A 17,236-nucleotide genomic window follows, 5' to 3' on the forward strand; every position below is an offset into this window, starting at 1 on the left:
GGCAGCCGCTTCTCGATGTCCTTCAGGGCTTTGGTACGGGACTTGGCGAAGTCTCGGATGATCTGCTGCTGCGGCACCGAGGCACCGTCGCGGAGCCACTGCGTCCCGGCGCGGGCTTCGGTGAGCATCTTGTCGAGCTGGGCTGGTCCGCACGTAAGCCTGTCGTCCGGGTGCGCGCGGTTGTGGGCGTGCACCGCGCGGGACTTGGCCACGCACTCGTTCCACACCCAGCGACAGCGGTCCCACTCGGCGAGCAGGGCGGTGCGTGCGGTCGACGACACACGCAGGCGGTAGGTGTACCGGGCATGCCCAGTATCCCCCAGAGCCTTCCATCGTGTCGTCATGGTGTCATTATATCACTGGATATACATCACAAATCCACTATTCTGGGGTCATGGATGAAGAGAAGCGCATCACGCTCCGACTGCCCGCCGACCTCCACGAGTGGCTGGCCGCCGAGGCCAAGTCCGCCCGTAGGTCCCTCAACTCCGAGATCGTCTACCGCCTGGAGGCCGAGCGCGACACCGCCGCATCTGACGCCGAATCGACCTGACTGCGTTTCGATTTCCCCTGCCCTGCTCCACAGGAGTCCGATTCCTCCCCGGCCTGAAGACCGGGGCATCCTCGGAGGAACCCGGTGACTGTTTCCCTGGAGGTCTCCGGCCTCGCCTTCGCCTACCCCGACGGCCATCAGGCCCTGTTCGGCGTGGACTTCTCGATCGAGCGCGGTGAGCGGGTCGCGCTGCTCGGGCCGAACGGCGCCGGGAAGACGACCCTCGTGCTGCACCTCAACGGCATCCTCGGCGGCGGCACGGGCACGGTGACGGTGGCCGGACTGCCCGTCGGCAAGCGGCACATGGCGGAGATCCGCCGCAAGGTCGGCATCGTCTTCCAGGACCCCGACGACCAGCTGTTCATGCCGACGGTGCGTGAGGACGTGGCGTTCGGGCCGGCCGCCGCCGGGATCAGGGGCGCCGAGCTGGAGGAGCGGGTGGACCGGGCGCTGGCACGGGTCGGCATGGCGGAGTTCAAGGAGCGCCCGCCGCACCACCTGTCCTTCGGCCAGCGGCGCCGGGTGGCCGTGGCGACCGTGCTGGCGATGGAGCCGGAGATCCTCGTCCTGGACGAGCCGTCCTCCAACCTCGACCCCGCCTCGCGCCGCGAACTCGCCGACATCCTGCGCTCGCTGGACGTGACCGTGCTGATGGTCACCCACGACCTGCCGTACGCGCTGGAGCTGTGCCCCCGCTCGCTGGTGCTCAGCGACGGGGTGATCGCGGCGGACGGGAAGACGGCGGAGCTTCTCGGCGACGACGAGCTGATGCGCGCCCACCGTCTGGAGCTGCCCTTCGGTTTCGACCCGCGTTCGGTGACGGCGGGCCCGGACCGTCCGTGACAATGGGCGCGTGACGAACGAGGAACCCCAGAGCTCCCTGCTCCTCGACGAGCAGCTGTGCTTCGCGCTGTACGCCGCCCAGCGCGCGGTGACGGCCGCGTACCGCCCGATCCTCGACGAGCTCGGTCTCACCTACCCGCAGTACCTGGTCCTGCTGGTGCTGTGGGAGCGGGGCGAGACCACGGTGAAGGAGCTGGCCGAGGCGCTGCGACTCGACTACGGGACCGTGTCGCCGCTGCTGAAGCGGCTGGAGGCGGCGGGGCTGGTGCGCCGGGAGCGCTCGGCGCGGGACGAGCGCTCGGTGCTCGTCGCGTGCACGGCGCGCGCGGAAGAGCTGAAGGAGCGGGCGACGGGCGTCCCCGGCGCGCTTCTGGAGTCGACGGGGCTCGATCTGGCGGCGGTCGCGCGGTTGCGCGAGGAGTTGTGGCAGCTCACCGAGAAGGCGCGCCCTCACCTGTAGTTACCCCCGGTCACTACCCCCTGGTAACCAAGCACCTCCCTACCGGCCGGTACCTTGTGCACGATGTAATTGGGGAGGAAGTGTGGGGGAGGTCCACGCCGTGACCGAGGGCGCCGAAGTCGACAGCCGTCCGACGAAGATCATGTATGTCGCCGAGGCGACCGCGCACGGCGGCCGGGACGGCTATGTCACCAGCCAGGACGGCCAGATCGAGCTGAAGGTGGCGATGCCCCCGGAGATGGGCGGCGACGGCAACGGCACCAATCCCGAGCAGCTGTTCGCGGCCGGCTACAGCTCCTGCTTCCACAACGCCCTGGTCCTCGTCGGCCGCCGGGCGGGCTTCGACCTGACCGGCTCCACGGTCGCCGCGAAGGTCGGCATCGGCCCCAACAAACAGCGCGGTTACGGCCTCGCCGTCGCCCTGAGCGTCTCCCTGCCGATCCTCGACGCGGACATCGCGGCCAAGCTGGTGGACGCGGCCCACGAGGTCTGCCCGTACTCCAACGCGACCCGCGGCAACATCGACGTAACGATCCTGCTCGGCTGACGGAACCAGGGAATCGCAGGCTGTTCCCGGGTGTTGCCCGCACTGTCGGAGGCGATCGGGAGGGGTGTGCGGACGTGGACGTGAACGGCGTGAACGGCACAGTGGCCGAGGGCTTCGAGCCGGTCAGGGAGGCGTTCGCGGGCAACTTCGAGCTGCTCGGCGACCGGGGCGCGGCGGTGACCGTCTACCGGGACGGGCACAAGGTCGTCGACCTGTGGGGCGGCACGCGGGACGTCGACGGCACGGCCGCCTGGGAGCGGGGCACCGCCCAGATCGTGCGCTCGGCGACCAAGGGCGTCGCCGCCGCCGTACTCCTGCTGCTGCATCAGCGCGGGGAGTTGGACCTGGACGCCCCGGTGGGCGTGTACTGGCCCGAGTACAAGGCGGCGGGCAAGGAGCGCACCCTCGTACGGCATCTGCTCGCGCACCGGGCGGGCGTGCCGGTGCTGGACCGGCCGTTGACGCCGGCCGAGGCCGCCGACCCGGCGCTCGGCGCGGAGGCGGTCGCGGCGCAGTCACCGGTGTGGGAGCCGGGCACCGACCACGGCTACCACGCGCAGACGTACAGCTGGCTGACAAGTGAGCTGGTCCACCGGGTGACCGGCCGCCCGATCGGGGAGTGGATCGCGACCGGGATCGCCGGGCCGGTCGGGGCCGACCTGTGGTTGGGGCTGCCCGCGGGCGAGGCGGGGCGCGTGGGCCGGGTGGGCCAGGTCGAGGCACCGGTGCGGCCGGGCGCGCTGCGGACCCGCCCCAAGCGGGCGGTCTCCGAGGCCTACGCCGACCCCGAGTCGCTGACCCGCCGCGCGTTCGCCGCGATCACCCCGCTGCCCGACGAGAACGACCCCGCGTATCGGGCGGCCGCCCTGCCCGCCTCCAACGGCATCGCGACGGCGGAGGGCCTGGCCCGCTTCTACGCCTCGCTCATCGGCGAAGTGGACGGCGGCGCACGCCTGTTCACCCCCGCGACCGTCGACCTGGCGCGCGGCGAGCAGTCGGCCGGCCCGGACCGCGTCCTGGTCGTCGGCACCCGCTTCGGCCTGGGTTACATGCTTCACGGCAGCGCCTCCCCCCTCCTCTCCCCCGGCTCGTTCGGCCACCCCGGACGAGGCGGCGCCCTCGGCTTCGCCGACCCGGACTCCGGCATCGCGTTCGGCTATGTGACGAACGGCTTCCGCAAGAGCGTGACGGCGGATCCGAGGGCGCAGGCGCTGGTACGGGCGGTGCGTGCCTCGCTCGCGTGAGACGCTGTGACGCTTTTCAGACGTTGATCGAGTGCGAGGTCCGGCCCGACGCCGAGTCGATCTCGTCGTGCGCCTTGGTCAGCAACCGCATCGCGAGATCGTTGAGCGCGCGGGCCCCGGCGATCTCCTCACCGACCCTCGGCTGATTGGAGTCGGTGCGGTGCCGCGTGGCGTGCCCGTGGGCCCGTACCTCGCTCCCGTCGGGCAGACGCACGAGCGCGGCCGCCCGCGTGTGCTGGTCGTCCTCCTGGAACTCCAGCTCGACATGCCATCCCACTGTGGTGTGCATCATGACGATCACCTCCGGAACACCTGTTTCCAGGGTGCTCCTGCCGTCGAGCGGACGCACCCACGCGTGCGGACGGCGGCGACTGATTTTTTGTCACCCCGCGCGCAGCATCAGCCCGATCCCGAGCACCAGCAGCCCCGCCGCCAGGATCCTCGGTGTCCCGAACCGCTCCTTGAAGAACACCGCCCCGATGGCCGCGCCCACGATGATCGACGATTCCCGCAGGGCCGCGACCGGCGCGAGTGCCGCCCGGGTCTGCGCCCACAGGACGAGCCCGTACGCGGCCACGGACAGCGCGGCGCCGAGCAGCCCGACCGCCGCGAAGGGACGCAGCGTGGCGAGGGTGTCCCCGCGCCAACGGCAGAGGGCGTACGCCGGGACGGCGAGGCCCTCGACGGCCATCAGCCAGGCGATGTACCCGGCCGAGGACCCCGAGGCGCGCACCCCGAGCCCGTCCACGACGGTGTACGAGGCGATGGTCAGCCCCGTCGCCGCCGCGGCCCCGATCGCGGCCCAGTTGGGCGGCTGTCCGCGCAGCCCCCAGAGGGCGACACCGGTGAGCCCGGCGCAGGACAGCGCGATGCCGGCGGCGGCCCAGCCGTCGGGCACCTCGTGGGCGAAGAGGGCGGCGAGCAGGGTGACGACGAGGGGTGCGGAGCCGCGCGCGATGGGATAGGCCTGCCCGAAGTCGCCGAGCCGGAAGGACCGCATGAGCAGCACGAAGTACACGATGTGGATGAAGGCGGAGCCGATGAGGTACGGCCACGCCCGCGCCGCCGGGACCGCCACGAACGGCACCATGGCGAGCCCGATCAGTGTGCCGCCCCCGGCGATCAGCGTGAAGCCGGCCAGCTTGTCGGTGATGCGGTGGGCGAGGGCGTTCCAGCCGGCGTGCGTGACCGCGGCGAGCAGGACGGCCGCGGCGACGGTCGGGGTCACGAGGCCCGCCCGTACACGGCCTCGACGGCGGATGTCGTCATGCTGAAACAGTAGCCATGTACATTGCCGCCGTGAGCCCCGCATCCCCCGGCGCGACCCCCGGCCACCTCGTCTGGCGCCTCGCCACCAAGTGGCGGACCTCCGTCGACCGGGCCCTCGCGCCGCTCAGCCTCACCCACGCCCAGTACGTCCTCCTCGCCTCCCTGGACGGGATGGAGCGGGAAGGCCGGCAACCCGGTCAGCGGGAGCTCGGTGATCACACCGGGCTCGAAGCGCTGTACGTGTCCAAGCTCGCCCGGTCGTTGGAAGCGGCGGGGCTGGTGGAGCGTAACCGGGACGCGGATGACACCCGGGTCGTACGGCTGGCCCTCACCGAGGAGGGGCGCGCGAAGGTCAGGCCGGCCATCGACGCCGTACAGGTGCTGCTCGATCAGCTGCTCGCTCCACTGGGCGGGCTGGACGACCCGCGTACCACGGACTTCAAGCGCACCCTCGTGGCCCTTCTGGACACTCCCCTCGGCTGAGGAGCCGGGCGTGAAAGAAGCCGGTGAAGGCAGCCCCGTCCCCACGGAAGCCCTCACCGGCCGGTCCTTCGTCGCGCCCTGTGCGCCGGGCGCCGAGTCGGTCAGGCGCCGACCAACTCCTTGTCGCGGTCCTCGTCCTGGGTACGCAGGCCCTCGCCCTCGACGTCGACGTTGGGCAGGACGCGGTCCAGCCACTTCGGCAGCCACCAGGCCTTCTTGCCGAGCAGCGCCAGGACCGCCGGGACGATCGCCATGCGGACGACGAACGCGTCGAAGAAGACAGCGATCGCGAGGCCGAAGCCAATCATCTTGATCATGGACTCGCTGGAGGAGATGAACCCCCCGAAGACGGCCATCATGATGACCGCGGCCGCGGCCACGACCCGGGCGCTGTGCCGGAAGCCGGTCACGATGGCCTGGCCCGGCGTCTCGCCGTGGACGTACGCCTCCCGCATCCGGGTCACGAGGAACACCTCGTAGTCCATCGCGAGACCGAAGACCACGCCCACCATGAAGATCGGCATCATCGACATGATCGGGCCGGTCTGTTCGACGCCCAGCAGACCGCTGAGCCAGCCCCACTGGAAGACCGCGACCACGGCACCGAGCGCGGCGAGCACGCTGAGCAGGAAGCCGAGGGCCGCCTTCAGCGGGACCAGGATGGAGCGGAACACCGCGATCAGGAGCAGGAACGCCAGGCCCACCACCAGAGCCAGGTACGGGATCAGCGCGTCGTTGAGCTTCTGCGAGAAGTCGATGTTCATCGCGGTGGTGCCGGTGACGAGAACCTTGCTCTCCGTGTCGGCACGGACGTCGGCGCCCTTGTCACGGATAGCGTGCACCAGGGACTCGGTCTGCGTCGAGGACGGCTTGGAATCCGGGATCACAGTGATCGTCGCGGTGTCGCCGGCCTTGTTGAAGACCGCCGGGGTCACCGTCGAGACGTCCTTCAGGCCCTTGATGTCGTCGGCCACGGTGGTCGCCGCCGCCTTGGGGTCGTCGCTGTCCTTGGCGTCGACCACGATCATCAGGGGGCCGTTGAAGCCGGCGCCGAACCCTTCGGAGAGCAGGTCGTAGGCGCGGCGCTGCGTCGTGGAGGTGGGCTGTGAGCCGTCGTCGGGCAGACCCAGTTCCAGTTGGGCGGCCGGGACGGCCATCGCGCCGAGGCCGACCACGCCGAGCAGCAGGACGGCGGCCGGACGGCGGACCACGAAGCTCGCCCAGCGCTCGCCCAGACCGGGCTTCCTCGGGGCGTCGGTGTCGTCCTTGCGGCGCTTCTCGCCCGCCGCCTTGACGCGCCGGCCGGCGTATCCGAGCAGGGCCGGGATCATGGTCAGCGCGATGAGGACCGCGACCAGGACCGTGCCCGCCGCCGCGAGGCCCATCTTCGTCAGCATCGGGACACCGACGACCGACAGTCCCGCGAGGGCGATCACGACGGTGAGGCCCGCGAAGACCACCGCCGAGCCGGCGGTGCCGGTGGCACGGCCGACCGCCTCCTCGCGGTCACGGCCGTCGGCCAGCTCGCCGCGGTAGCGGGAGACGATGAACAGCGCGTAGTCGATGCCCACCGCGAGGCCGATCATCAAGGCCAGCGTGGACGTGGTGTCGCCGAGGTCGAGTGCCTTGGCGAGGGCGGTGATGGTGGAGACCCCGATGCCGACGCCGATGATCGCCGTCAGCAGCGGCAGTCCGGCCGCGACCAGCGATCCCAGGGTGATGACGAGGACGACCGCGGCGATGGCGAGGCCGACGATCTCCCCGGCCACCCCCGGTTCGGCCCCGGCCTGCAGGGCGTCACCGCCGATCTCGACGGTGAGCCCGGCGTCCCGCGCCTTCTGCGCGGTGTCCTCGAGGACTTCGCGGGAGGAGTCCTTCAGCTCCATGCCGGAGACCTTGTACTTCACCGAGGCGTACGCGACCGAGCCGTCCTTGCTGACGGCGTGGGCCTGGTAGGGGTCGGCGACGGAGACGACCTCGGAGCCGTCGGCCAGCCCCTTCACCGTCTCCTCGACGGTCGCCTTGTTCTCGGCGTCGGTCATCTTCTCGCCCGCGGGCGCCTTGAAGACGACGCGTGCGGTGGCGCCGTCGGCGCTCATGCCGGGAAAGCGCTGCTCCAGCAGGTCGAAGGCCTTCTGGGCTTCGGTACCGGGGATGGAGAAGGACGTGTTGCCGGCGGCGGGGGCGCTCGCCGCGCCGACGCCCGCGAGGGTCAGCAGCGCCACCCACAGCAGGGCGACGACATGCCTTCGCCGGAAGGCGAGCCGGCCGAGTTTGTAGAGGAACGTGGCCACGAGGGCGTACTCCCGGTCAGGTCGTAGTGGGTCAGGGCAGGGGTGATCAACCCGGCGGGAAGGCAGGGGTGATCGGCCCGACGACGTGAGCGGTGACGTCAGGTGGGCGACCGCGGGGACGGTCGGACTGGGGGAGGGTCAGCTGGTGCGGACGCCGAGGGCGGGGAGGATGACGGCGTCGATGTACGAGGTGAGGAAGGCCTGCGTCGGCGGCTGGTCGTCGAGCAGCGCCCGGGTGGCGAAACCGCCGACCATCATGTGCAGCAGGAAGTCCAGGGCGGGACAGTCCGCGGCGACCTCGCCCCGGTCGATGGCCCGCTGGATCACCTGGCGGAATCCGCCCATCTCCGGTTCGACGAGCTGCGCGCGGAAGGCCTGCCGGAGGTCCGGATTGTTGTGCATCGCCATGGCGATGCCGCGCATCAGCGCCGAGTTCTGCTCGATGGCGCAGTCGTCCTCGCGCGTCATCAGGGTGTGCAGGTCGCCCCGGAGCGTGCCGGTGTCGATGTCTTCGACGGGTCCCGGCTTGTTGTGCCTGAGCGCCTTCACCACGAGTTCGGCCTTGCCGCCCCACTGGCGGTAGAGCGTGGCCTTGCTGGAGCGGGTCCGGGCGGCGACGGCGTCCATGGTGAGGGCGTCGTAGCCGACTTCGCGGAGCAGGTCGAGCACGGCCCTGTAGAGCTCGGCCTCGCGCTCGGGCGTGATGCGACTGCGACGCGTTGTCGCGACCTCAGTCATGACTCACCTTCCTGCTGCGTCCGGGGTCCCGGGTTGGTACTCCATGAAGATACCCCGCCCGCCAACGAAACGAAACGGTTTCGTACGTGTGCTGGATCACTGAGGTGAAGAGCCCATAAGTTGACCCGTCCGTTCCGCCGGAAAAGCATGGGGAGGTGAGCTATCTGCGCATGCCGCACCTGAACGGTGACCTGCTGTGCTTCGTCGCCGAGGACGACCTCTGGCTGACCACGCTCGACGACCCCGGCCGCGCCTGGCGGCTGACCGTCGACCGCACCAAGGCCGGCCACCCCCGCTTCTCCCCCGACGGCCGCCACCTCGCCTACACGAGCTGGCACAGCCTCGCCCCCGAGATCCACCTGGTGCCGGTCGACGGCGGCCCGGGCCGCCGGCTCACCCACTGGGGCAGCCCCGACACCCAGGTCACCGGCTGGACACCCCCCGACGCGGAGGGCAACGCCGACATCCTCGCCGTCGCCTCCCACGGCGAGCCCTTCTCGTACTTCACCTGGGCCTACAAGGTCACCACCGACGGCGACCCCGGCCGCAAGCTGCCCTGGGGCCCCGCCTCCGACATCCAGGTCGCCGACATCGCGGGCGAGCGCAAGACCCTGCTGCTCACCGGCACCCCACCGCACGAACCCGCCTCCTGGAAGCGCTACCGGGGCGGCGCCACGGGCCGGCTGTGGCTGCACGGCGAACGGCTCCTCGCCGGCCTCGGCGGCCATCTGCACTCCCCCCTCTTCGTCGGCGGCCGGATCGCCTTCCTCTCCGACCACGAAGGCGTCGGCAACCTCTACTCCTGCGCCCACGACGGCTCCGACCTGCGCCGACACACCGACCACGACGCCTTCTACGCCCGGCACGCCGCCAGCGACGGCACGCGCGTGGTCTACCAGTGCGCCGGCGACCTGTGGATCGTCGACGACCTGTCCCCCGAGTCCGTGCCGCGCCGGCTCGACGTCCGGCTGAGCGGGCCGCGCGCCGGGCGCCGCCCCCACCAGATCCCGGCCGCGCAGCACGTGGACGGCCTGTCGGTGGACGAGACAGGACGGGCCAGTGCCGTCGTCGTCCGCGGCAGCCTGTACTGGCTGACCCACCGCGACGGTCCCGCCCGCACCCTCATCGACACCCCCGGCGTCCGCATCCGGCTCCCGGAGATGCTCGGCGCCCGTGGCCAGGTCGCCTACGTCACCGACGCGGACGGCGAGGACGCCGTCGAGATCGCCCAGCTGCCCCGCGCGACCGGCGCCCGCGAGCCGCGCCGGCTGGCCCGCGGAAAGCTGGGCCGGGTCCTGGAGCTAGTCTGCGACCCCCAGGGCGAGCGACTCGCCCTCGCCTCCCACGACGGGCGGCTGCTGCTGCTCGGTACGGACGACGAGTCCGACGGCGAGGTGACCGAGCTGATCCGGTCGATCAACGGACCGGTGCGCGACCTCGCCTTCTCCCCGGACGGGGCATGGCTGACCTGGTCGCACCCGGGGATCGGACGGTCGCTGCGCCAAATCAAGATGGCGCGCGTCTCCACGGCCCCCGACGACGACTCCCTGGTGGTCGACGTCACCAACGGCCGCTTCGAGGACGAGAACCCGGTCTTCACCAGGGACGGCCGCTACCTCGCCTTCCTCTCCTGGCGCGGCTTCGACCCGGTGTACGACGTCCACACCGGCGACCTCTCCTTCCCGCTCGGCTGCCGCCCCTACCTGGTGCCCCTGTCCTCCGCGACCCCCTCCCCCTTCGCCCTGAACCCCGAGGGCCGCCCGGCCGCGGGCGGCCTGGACCCCGCCGAGGACGGAGAGGGCGGCGACGGCACGGTGACCGTGGAGGTGGAGGGACTGGAGAGCCGGGTGACACCGTTCCCGGTCGCCGCCTCCAAGTACTCGGCGCTGTACCCGGTCGCGGGCGGCGGGCTGGTCTGGTTGCGCTGGCCGATCTCGGGCGCGCTCGGGGAGACCTTCGCCAACCCGGACGACACCACCGGCCGCCCGACCCTGGAGGGCTTCAACATCACCAAGGCGAAGAAGTCCGAACTCGTCGAGCACCTCGACTGGTTCGCGGTCAGCGGGGACGGCACCCAGCTCGTCGTGGTCGACGAGGGCGACCTGCGGGCCGTACCGTCCACGGAGTCCGGCGACTCCGACAGCACCGTCTGGATCGACCTGCGACGCATTCTCCACCAGGCCGACCCGGGCGCCGAGTGGCGCCAGTCGTACGAGGAGGCCGGGCGACTGATCCGCGCCTACTTCTGGGACCCCGGGATGTGCGGCATCGACTGGGACGCGGTCCTCGACCAGTACCGGCCACTCGTCGAACGGGTCGCCTCCCCCGACGAGTTCGCCGACCTGCTGCGTGAGGTGCTGGGCGAACTGGGCACCTCCCACGCCTACGTCAGCGCCGCCCGCCGCAACGAGGGCCCGCAGCACTACCAGCGCCGACAGGGCCTCCTCGGCGCCAACTTCGTCCGCAGGGACGGCCGATGGGCCGTCCGCCGCATCCTGGCCGGCGACTCCTCCGACTCCAAGGCCCGCTCCCCGCTGGCCGGCACCGGCATTCGCGAGGGCGCGATCCTCACCCACGTGGACGGACGCCCCGTGGACCCGGTCACCGGCCCCTACCCGCTGCTCGCGGGCGCGGGCGGTACGACCGTGGAGCTCACGTTCGCCCCGGCGGACGGCGAGAACGGGCCCCCTCGCCGGGTGGCAGTGGTACCCCTCGTCGACGAGCGGCCGCTGCGCTACCAGGACTGGGTCGCCAAACGCCGTGCTGTCGTACGGGAGTTGAGCGGCGGCCGCTGCGGCTACCTGCACATCCCGGACATGGGCGGCTCCGGCTGGGCCCAGTTCAACCGCGACCTGCGCATGGAGGTCTCCCGGCCCGCGCTGATCGTGGACGTACGCGGCAACGCGGGCGGCCACATCAGCGAACTCGTCGTCGAGAAACTCACCCGCACCATCCTGGGCTGGGACCTCACCCGCGACGCCCAACCGGTGTCCTACACATCGAACGCCCCGCGCGGCCCCGTCGTCGCCCTCGCCGACGAAGCGACCTCCTCCGACGGCGACATGATCACCGCCGCCTTCAAACTCCTCAACCTCGGCCCCGTCGTGGGCCAGCGCACCTGGGGCGGCGTCGTCGGCATGACCGGACGCCACCAGCTCGGCGACGGCACGGTGATCACCGTACCCATGAACGCGGCCTGGTTCGACGCGTACGGCTGGTCCATCGAGAACAAGGGCGTCGCCCCCGACGTGGAAATCCTCCGCACCCCCCTCGACTGGGCCGAGGGCCGCCACGCCCAACTCTCCGACGCGGTCTACCTGGCCCTGGAACTCCTGGACTCCAACCCCCCGGCCACCCCACCCGACCACCACAACATCCCGAACAGAGCAAGACCAAAGCTCCCCCCGCGCCACTGAGGACGTGGGGCGACCTGGCGGCTCGGGGCGCCGGCAACTCCCTCAGGGGCGCGGGGAACTGCGCGACAAGCCCCCACAAACCCGCACCCGACAACGCGTCCCCCAATCCCAAGCAAAACGTGGGGCACCCTCACAAGAAGAGAGGGCACCCCACGCTTCACGGCTCAAGCCGAGCGCAGCGGCTAAGCGTCGTAGTCCTGCGCGAAGCGCTCCTCGTCCTCGCGCTGGTGCCGCTCGCGCTCACTGTCCTCCTCGCGGCGCCCGCGCTCGGGACGCTCACCGCGCTCCGGACGCTCGCCGCGCTGACCGGCACGCTCCCTGGCCTGGTCCATCTTCTCCCGGCCCTGCTCCTGCCGCTGCTCGGACTTCTCCTGGAACTTGTCCTTCATGCCCATGTGGGTTCACTCCCGTAGTGGGTGTCGGCTTGGCCCCTGGGTGGGACCTCGACCAGATTCACACGCCACGACTACCCACGCATTTCGATCAACTACGCTGCGTAGCGCGGGCCTCCTCATCGGCCGCCCCACCTGCGCCGACGAGTCCCGTACGCATCCCCTGAAGGCGGGGCGCGAACCGCTTCATCTCCCGCTGGCCGACCGTCCCGATGATGCCGGGGAGGTATCCGCGCACCCCCTGCATCCCGCGCAGCCACCACTGCCCGTACACATGGCTCGACCGCCGCTCGATCCCCGCCACGAGCCGGTCCACCGCGGGCCCCAGCGGATAGGTCTTGCCGGCCGGCCACGGCAGCCGCTGCCGCAGCTCCCGCATGACGTCCTCGCGGTCGGCCCCGCGCACCATGTCGGTGTCGGTCCACGACAGGTAACCCACGCCCACCTTCACGCCCTTGTAGCCGACCTCGGCGCGCAGACTGTGCGCGTACGCCTCCACGCCCGACTTGGACGCGCAGTACGCCGTCATCATCGGCGCCGGGGTGATCGCGGCGAGGGAGGCGATCTGGAGCAGGTAACCCCGGCTCTCCGTGAGCACCGGCAGGAACGCGCGGGCCGTCACCGCCGAGCCGATGAGGTTGACCTCGATCACCCGCCGCCACGCCTCCGGGTCGGAGTCGGCGAAGGGCCCGCCGGTCGCGACGCCCGCGTTGGCAACCACGATGTCGACCTTCCCGAACCGTTCCTTGACCTCGCCGGCGACCCGGGCCATCGCCTCGTGGTCGGTGACGTCGGCGTACCAGTGGGCACTGTCCGTGTGCAGCCGCTCGGAGACCTGCTTGAGCGCGTCCGGCTCCAGACCGACCAGCGCCACCATCGCGCCGCGCGCCGACAGCTTGCGGGCCAGCAACTCACCGACCCCGCGCGCCGCACCGGTGACGACCGCGACCTGCCCTTCGAGGCTCACCCTGCTCATGCGCCCTCCTTGATCCCTACGTAGGTGGTGCCGAGTTCGCGGACGATACGGGTCACCGTGCCGGGCGCCTCGACGGGTGTCATGTGGCCGGCCCCGGGGAGCTCGGTGAGCCCGACGCAGCGCGGCAGCGCGGCCACCAGCGCGCGGGCTTGCACCGGTGGCGTCAGCCGGTCTGCCGTGCCCACGACGACCGCCGTCGGCACGGTCAACTCCCGTACCGCGTGATCGAGGTCGAGCAGTTCGAGCACGGCCGCCCAGGCATGGCGGACTCGGCGCGGGCAGGCGTGCACGATCCGCGCGCACGCCTCGACCATGTGCGGGGCCGAACCCGGGCCCATGGTCCCGTACTTGAGGATCCGCCTGGCCAGGGGCGTGACCGGGCCGAGCGGCGCCCTCGACCCGAGGATGTGCCGGGTCAGCCAGGTCCGCAACCGCCCGGCCCGGATCGGCACCACGGTCGACTCGGCGACCAGCGCCGAACTGCCCGTGCTGCACAGCAGGACGGCCGCCGCGTGCTCCCGGAAACCGGGCCGCGCCGCGGCCGCCATCACCGTCATGCCGCCCATGGAGTGACCGGCGATCACCGCCTTCTCCCCCGGCGCGAGCGTCGCGTCCAGGACGGCCACCAGGTCGTCGGCCAGCGCGTCCGTGCTGCACACCGGGCTCACCGGGCTGCGTCCGTGGCCGCGCTGGTCGTAGGCGACGACCCGGTGGTCGACGGCCAGGTCACGGATCTGGGCCGCCCAGAACGCGGTCGAGCAGGTCCAGCCGTGCGCGAGGACGACGGCGGGCGCGCCTTCGGGGCCGTGCACCTCGACGTGCAGCAGGGCACCGTCGACGGAGACGGCGGTGAGCTCACGGGTGGGAGTGGGCGGGGCGTAGGGACCGGAGGAGACGGCGGAGAAGCGGCTCACGCGGTCACCGCTTCCCGGGGAACGGACACGCGCAGCACCTCGTACTCCGTGAGGTCCACCCGCCGGGTGGCCCGGCGGAACTCGCTCGTCGTCCCGGGCCAGATCGTCGTGTTGCGCCCACTGGCGTCCAGGTACCAGCTGGTGCAGCCGCCGGTGTTCCACACCGTGCGCTTCATCCGCCCCTGCACCCGCTGGTTCCAGGCGCGCACCGCGCCGGGGCGGGCGTCGAGGGCGGCCCGGCCGCCGAGGACGTCCAACTGCCGTACGAAGTCGGCCATGTAGTTCAGCTGGGACTCGATGATCAGGATCATCGAGGAGTTCCCGAGGCCGGTGTTGGGCCCGATGATCGACAGCCAGTTGGGGAAGCCGGCCGCCGAGGCACCGCGCAGGGCCTGCATGCCGTCCCCGCCCTGCCACGCCTCCGCGAGGGTGCGCCCATCCGCGCCGACCACCCGCTCGGCGATCGGCATGTCGGTGACGTGGAAGCCCGTGCCGAAGACGATGACGTCGGCCTCGGCCTCGCTGCCGTCGGCGGCGACGAGGGTGGAGCCGCGGACCTCGGCGAGACCACTGGCGACGACGTCGACGTTGGGCCGGGTGAGCGCCGGGTAGTACGTGCTCGACAGCAGGATCCGCTTGCAGCCGATGCGGTAGTCGGGGGTGAGCTTGGCGCGCAGGGCCGGGTCCTTGATCGCGCGGGCCATGTTCCCCCTGGCGAGTCGCTCCACGAAGCCGAGTGAGTCGGGGTGCTTGGTGAACGCCTGAACCTGCGCCTCCCGGATGCCCCACAGCAGCCCGCGCCGCAACCGGGTGGTCAAGGGCAGCCGGCTGTGCACCCACCGCTCGGCCTCGCCGATCGCCCGGTCCACGCGGGGCATCACCCACGGCGGGGTCCGCTGGAAGAGGGTGAGGCGGCCGACCTCGGGCTGGATGGACGGCACGATCTGGATCGCGGAGGCCCCGGTCCCCACCACGGCGACCCGCTTGCCGCGCAGGTCGTGGTCGTGGTCCCAGCGGGCGGAGTGGAAGACCTTGCCGGGGAAGGAGTCGAGGCCCGGGATGTCCGGAATCCTCGGGTCGGACAGCGGCCCGGTGGCGGAGACGACGACGTCGGCGCAGAGATTGCCGCTGCTGGTCTCGATGTCCCAGCACAGCCGTCCCGCGTCCCAGGTCATCCGCTTCACCTCGGAGTCGAAGCGGAGGTGCGAGCGCAGCCGGAAGACGTCGGTGACGTGCTCCAGGTAGGCGCGGATGTGTTCCTGGCCGGAGAAGGTGCGCGGCCAGTCCGGGTTGGGCGCGAAGGAGAAGGAGTACAGGTGGGACGGCACGTCACAGGCGCACCCCGGGTAGCTGTTGTCCCGCCAGGTGCCGCCGACGCTGCCGGCGCGTTCGAGCACGACGAAGTCCGTGACGCCCTCGCGGCGCAGCCGTACGGCGGCCCCGAGCCCCCCGAACCCGGACCCGATCACCGCCACCCGCACATGCTCGGTCATCCCGCCGCCTCCTTGCCCTGTGACTCTGCCAGTGAACGCTGGCGCAATGGGAGCGTAGGGCAGCGCCGTACCGATGGGTAGGGGTCGTGCGAGGGAAAGTAACCGGCGGTACGCGCCCAGAGACAGGCCCTAGGCTGCTGACGTGGCAGAAGACGGCGAACGACGCGAGTACCGCATGGAGGAGCTGGCCCGGCTGGCCGGCATCACGGTGCGCACCCTGCGCTTCTACCGCGAACGCAAACTGATCCCGCCGCCCCGCCGCGAGGGCCGTATCGCCTGGTACGACGACCACCACCTGGCCCGCCTGCGCACCATCTCCGCGCTGCTGGAACGCGGCCACACCCTGAACGGCATCGCGGAGTTGGCGGAGGCCTTCGACCACGGCCGGGGCGTCGGCGACCTCCTGGGCATGGACGTCCCCACCGAGGAGATCCCGGTCCGCCTCACCCCCGAAGAACTCGCCGACCACTACGCGGGCGAGGTCACCCCGGAGAACCTCGCCGCCGCGATGGAGCTCGGCTACCTGGGCATCGACGGCGAGGAGGTCGTCCACATCAGCCGCCGCCTCCTGGACGTCTCCTCCGCCCTGGTCCGCGAGGGCATCCCCCTCGCCGACATCCTCACCGCCGGCCGCCACGTCCGCGAACACGCCGACGCCCTCGCCGAACTCTTCACCGACCTCATCCTCCGCCACGCCCCCGAGGACGACGTCCAACGCCTCCGCCCCCTGGCCCGCAGCGTCATGGAGGCGGAACTGTCCCTGGCCCTGGACCGCAGGATGCGCAAGGCGCCCTAGAGGCCGTACACCACGGTGACCGGCGCGTGGTCGGACCACCGCTCCGCGTGCGTGGCCGCCCGCTCCACGAACCCCTTGACCGCCTTGCCGGCGAGACCCGGCGTGGAGAGGTGGTAGTCGATCCGCCATCCCGAGTCGTTGCCGAAGGCCCGCCCCCGGTACGACCACCAGGAGTACGGGCCCTCCGCGTCGGGGTGGAGAGCGCGGACCACGTCCACGTAGCCGCCCGCCTCCGGGGTGAGGACCTGGGTCAGCCACTCCCGCTCCTCCGGCAGGAAGCCGGAGTTCTTGGTGTTGCCGCGCCAGTTCTTGAGGTCGGCCTGCTGGTGGGCGATGTTCCAGTCGCCGCAGACGAGGACCTCGCGGCCGTCGGCGGCGGCGCGTTCGCGCAGGTCCTTGAGGTAGGCCTGGAACTCGCCCATGAAGCGGACCTTCTCGTCCTGGCGTTCGGTGCCGACTTCGCCGGAGGGGAGGTAGAGGGAGGCGACCGTGACGCCGGGCAGGTCGGCCTCGACGTAGCGGCCACTGTCGTCGAACTCGGCGGAGCCGAAGCCGACACGGACGGCGTCGGGTTCGCGACGGGTGTAGAGGGAGACGCCGGCGCGGCCCTTCGCGGCGGCGGGGGCGTGTACGACGTGCCAGCCCTCGGGCGAGCGGACGTGCTCGGGCAGCTGCTGCGGCTCCGCGCGCACCTCCTGAAGACACAGCACATCGGCGGAGGTGTCGGCGAGCCACTCCACGAAGCCCTTCTTCGCGGCGGCCCGCAGCCCATTCACGTTCACAGTGGTCACAGTCAGCACCAGCGGCACGATACAGGG

The 17,236-nt window shown here is 71.5% G+C and carries 17 protein-coding genes and 1 pseudogene; 8 read left to right on the forward strand and 10 right to left on the reverse strand.

What is annotated here, in order from left to right:
• Positions 1 to 344 (reverse strand): annotated as a pseudogene (locus IG99_RS38640) (RNA-guided endonuclease TnpB family protein); the annotation flags it as partial.
• Between IG99_RS38640 and IG99_RS46705 the strand changes: the two are divergent.
• The 5 genes from IG99_RS46705 (at position 335) to IG99_RS38665 (ending at position 3,647) form a co-directional block, all read left to right on the forward strand.
• Positions 335 to 553: a toxin-antitoxin system HicB family antitoxin gene (locus IG99_RS46705; RefSeq protein WP_394298074.1), complete on the forward strand. Its 219-nt coding sequence runs from the start codon at positions 335 to 337 to the stop codon at positions 551 to 553. The pseudogene IG99_RS38640 and the gene IG99_RS46705 sit on opposite strands and share 10 nt — an antisense overlap.
• 84 nt (positions 554 to 637) lie before the next feature.
• Entirely contained in the window at positions 638 to 1,396 is a 759-nt protein-coding gene (locus IG99_RS38650) for an energy-coupling factor ABC transporter ATP-binding protein (protein WP_037682733.1), read from the forward strand.
• A 10-nt stretch (positions 1,397 to 1,406) separates the two neighbouring features.
• Entirely contained in the window at positions 1,407 to 1,856 is a 450-nt protein-coding gene (locus tag IG99_RS38655; protein WP_037682734.1) for a MarR family winged helix-turn-helix transcriptional regulator, read from the forward strand.
• 100 nt (positions 1,857 to 1,956) lie between these two features.
• Complete coding sequence (locus IG99_RS38660; protein ID WP_037682828.1) at positions 1,957 to 2,403, forward strand: organic hydroperoxide resistance protein; 447 nt, start codon at positions 1,957 to 1,959, stop codon at positions 2,401 to 2,403.
• A 74-nt stretch (positions 2,404 to 2,477) separates the two neighbouring features.
• On the forward strand, positions 2,478 to 3,647 hold the full coding sequence (locus IG99_RS38665) for a serine hydrolase domain-containing protein (protein ID WP_037682736.1): 1,170 nt from the start codon (positions 2,478 to 2,480) through the stop codon (positions 3,645 to 3,647).
• A gap of 16 nt (positions 3,648 to 3,663) precedes the next feature.
• On the opposite strand, the gene IG99_RS38670 is transcribed toward IG99_RS38665, so the two are convergent.
• Positions 3,664 to 3,939: a DUF1876 domain-containing protein gene (locus IG99_RS38670; RefSeq protein WP_037682831.1), complete on the reverse strand. Its 276-nt coding sequence runs from the start codon at positions 3,937 to 3,939 to the stop codon at positions 3,664 to 3,666.
• Positions 3,940 to 4,029: 90 nt separating this feature from the next.
• A complete protein-coding gene (locus tag IG99_RS38675) occupies positions 4,030 to 4,875 on the reverse strand; it encodes an EamA family transporter (RefSeq protein WP_037682740.1) in 846 nt (281 codons plus the stop codon).
• 71 nt (positions 4,876 to 4,946) lie between these two features.
• On the opposite strand from IG99_RS38675, the gene IG99_RS38680 reads away from it, so the two are divergent.
• The gene (locus IG99_RS38680) at positions 4,947 to 5,399 is read left to right on the forward strand and encodes a MarR family winged helix-turn-helix transcriptional regulator (RefSeq protein WP_037682834.1); all 453 of its coding nucleotides are present in this window, start codon (positions 4,947 to 4,949) and stop codon (positions 5,397 to 5,399) included.
• A gap of 101 nt (positions 5,400 to 5,500) precedes the next feature.
• Here IG99_RS38680 and IG99_RS38685 read toward each other — a convergent pair whose 3' ends face one another.
• Positions 5,501 to 7,693, reverse strand: a complete 2,193-nt coding sequence (locus IG99_RS38685; RefSeq protein ID WP_037682741.1) for an MMPL family transporter — start codon at positions 7,691 to 7,693, stop codon at positions 5,501 to 5,503.
• 138 nt (positions 7,694 to 7,831) lie between these two features.
• Positions 7,832 to 8,431, reverse strand: coding sequence for a TetR/AcrR family transcriptional regulator (locus tag IG99_RS38690; RefSeq protein ID WP_037682742.1), 600 nt, complete (start codon positions 8,429 to 8,431; stop codon positions 7,832 to 7,834).
• Between the two features lie 155 nt (positions 8,432 to 8,586).
• Between IG99_RS38690 and IG99_RS38695 the strand changes: the two genes are divergently transcribed.
• Positions 8,587 to 11,847, forward strand: coding sequence for a S41 family peptidase (locus IG99_RS38695; RefSeq protein WP_037682744.1), 3,261 nt, complete (start codon positions 8,587 to 8,589; stop codon positions 11,845 to 11,847).
• 182 nt (positions 11,848 to 12,029) lie between these two features.
• Here IG99_RS38695 and IG99_RS38700 read toward each other — a convergent pair whose 3' ends face one another.
• From IG99_RS38700 to IG99_RS38715, 4 genes are all read right to left on the reverse strand, one after another.
• Positions 12,030 to 12,242: a hypothetical protein gene (locus IG99_RS38700; RefSeq protein WP_037682746.1), complete on the reverse strand. Its 213-nt coding sequence runs from the start codon at positions 12,240 to 12,242 to the stop codon at positions 12,030 to 12,032.
• Between the two features lie 88 nt (positions 12,243 to 12,330).
• Complete coding sequence (locus tag IG99_RS38705; protein ID WP_037682747.1) at positions 12,331 to 13,215, reverse strand: SDR family oxidoreductase; 885 nt, start codon at positions 13,213 to 13,215, stop codon at positions 12,331 to 12,333.
• On the reverse strand, positions 13,212 to 14,129 hold the full coding sequence (locus IG99_RS38710) for an alpha/beta fold hydrolase (RefSeq protein WP_037682750.1): 918 nt from the start codon (positions 14,127 to 14,129) through the stop codon (positions 13,212 to 13,214). Before IG99_RS38710 ends, IG99_RS38705 begins: the two co-directional genes overlap by 4 nt.
• Entirely contained in the window at positions 14,126 to 15,622 is a 1,497-nt protein-coding gene (locus tag IG99_RS38715; RefSeq protein ID WP_037682751.1) for a flavin-containing monooxygenase, read from the reverse strand. The genes IG99_RS38710 and IG99_RS38715 overlap by 4 nt, the downstream gene beginning before the upstream one ends.
• Positions 15,623 to 15,797: 175 nt before the next feature.
• Here IG99_RS38715 and IG99_RS38720 point away from each other — a divergent pair, with 175 nt between their 5' ends.
• Complete coding sequence (locus IG99_RS38720) at positions 15,798 to 16,418, forward strand: MerR family transcriptional regulator (RefSeq protein ID WP_037682754.1); 621 nt, start codon at positions 15,798 to 15,800, stop codon at positions 16,416 to 16,418.
• Here IG99_RS38720 and IG99_RS38725 read toward each other — a convergent pair.
• Entirely contained in the window at positions 16,415 to 17,218 is an 804-nt protein-coding gene (locus IG99_RS38725; protein WP_037682837.1) for an exodeoxyribonuclease III, read from the reverse strand. The genes IG99_RS38720 and IG99_RS38725 overlap by 4 nt on opposite strands.
• Positions 17,219 to 17,236: the final 18 nt, after the last annotated feature.

The organism is Streptomyces griseus subsp. griseus, assembly GCF_000720255.1.
GTDB classification, from domain to species: domain Bacteria; phylum Actinomycetota; class Actinomycetes; order Streptomycetales; family Streptomycetaceae; genus Streptomyces; species Streptomyces griseus_I.